Origin of the sequence: Kocuria sp. 2SI, from assembly GCF_005502825.1 — a bacterium.
Lineage (GTDB): Bacteria > Actinomycetota > Actinomycetes > Actinomycetales > Micrococcaceae > Kocuria > Kocuria palustris.
In genome coordinates, this window is record NZ_SCNB01000052.1 from 1 (window position 1) to 1333 (window position 1333).

Sequence of the window (1333 nt, forward strand, 5' to 3'; positions counted from 1 at the left end):
TTGCCGCGCGTCAGACTTAGTGGCAGGGCCGTTATGTAGGTCCTGAAGGAGAGTCAGACATGGGTAGACCACCCTCGATTCCGGCGGAGAAGAAGACCCGGATAGTGCTGAGCGTGCTGGCCGGCGAGATGTCCATCGCCGAAGCGGCACGCAAGGAGAAAGTCAGTGAGCAGTCCATCGGACGGTGGAAGGCCGAGTTCCTGGAAGCCGGCAAGACCGCCCTGGTGGCCGGCAGGTCCGGACCATCCTCCCGAGAGGAACAGCTGGAGGCCGAGGTCGCCGAGCTGACCCAGGCCTTGGGCGAGGCACACCTGGAAGCCAGGGTGTGGAAGAAGTCCGCGGAGGGCCGGCTGGGCCCTTCGAGGACCTCGAGGTGATCCGCGTGGAAGCGGGCATGTCGACCGCGAGGTTCTGCCAGCTCTTCGACATGCCCGAGCGGACCTGGCGCCGCTGGCAGGCCAAGGCCCGCACCGGGACGGCGGTGAAGGGACCGTGGCCGCAACCGGGACGGCAGGCCGCCAGGGAACTGGTGGTCAAGCACGCGCTGGCCCATCCGGCGTGGGGGCATCGGAAGATCTGGGCAATGGTCCGCCACGACGGGCATGTGGTTTCCGAGGCGACCGTGCTGCGAATCCTGCGCGACGAGGGGCTGATTCTGCCCGCGCAGTACCAACGGGAGCGACGGAAGCTGGCCGAGCGGCGCAAGGCCGCGTTCGCCACCGAGCCCTCAGGCCCGAACCAAGTCTGGCAGCTGGACTTCAGCGAGTTCGAGACCACCACCGGAGGGACCTGGCGGCTGGCCGGGTGCCGGGACTACTGGTCCAAGTACGAGCACCCCTTCCACGTTTCGCCCACCGGGAACCAGCACGACGCGATCGACGCGATCGAGTTGGCCCTGGCCGACTACGAGGCCATGTTCGGTCACCCGCTGGTCGAGGCCTGCCCGGTCGATCCCGAGACCGGTGAGCTGTTGCCCGTGGTGACCATCGTGACGGACAACGGCGGGCCGTTCCGGTCCTTCCGCTTCGAGTCCTTAATCGCCGCCCACCCCGAGCTACACCACGTGCGCACCCGAGTGAAGACCCCGGGGCAGAACGGGTCCCGTGAACGCGGCTTCGGCACGCTGAAGTACGAACGGCTCTACCTGGACGAGATTGACGACGCGATCGTGCTCGCCGAGCGGGCCGAGGACTACCGGATCGAGTACAACGAGCTCCGGCCCCACGAGGCCGTCTCATGGAACCGGCCCAAGGAGGTGCACCTGGGCCTGGCCGACCCCACCACCCCGACATTCAAAACCAAGGAAATCCTGCCAACTACTTGACGCGGGACA

At 67.0% G+C, this 1333-nt stretch carries 2 protein-coding genes; both read left to right on the forward strand.

The genetic code is table 11. The features are described 5' to 3' along the window. Positions 1-59 precede the first annotated feature (59 nt). On the forward strand, positions 60-377 hold the full coding sequence (locus tag FFS25_RS13270) for a transposase (RefSeq protein ID WP_010080477.1): 318 nt from the start codon (positions 60-62) through the stop codon (positions 375-377). Further along, entirely contained in the window at positions 374-1324 is a 951-nt protein-coding gene (locus tag FFS25_RS13275; RefSeq protein WP_137803244.1) for an IS3 family transposase, read from the forward strand. The genes FFS25_RS13270 and FFS25_RS13275 overlap by 4 nt, the downstream gene beginning before the upstream one ends. Positions 1325-1333 lie beyond the last annotated feature (9 nt).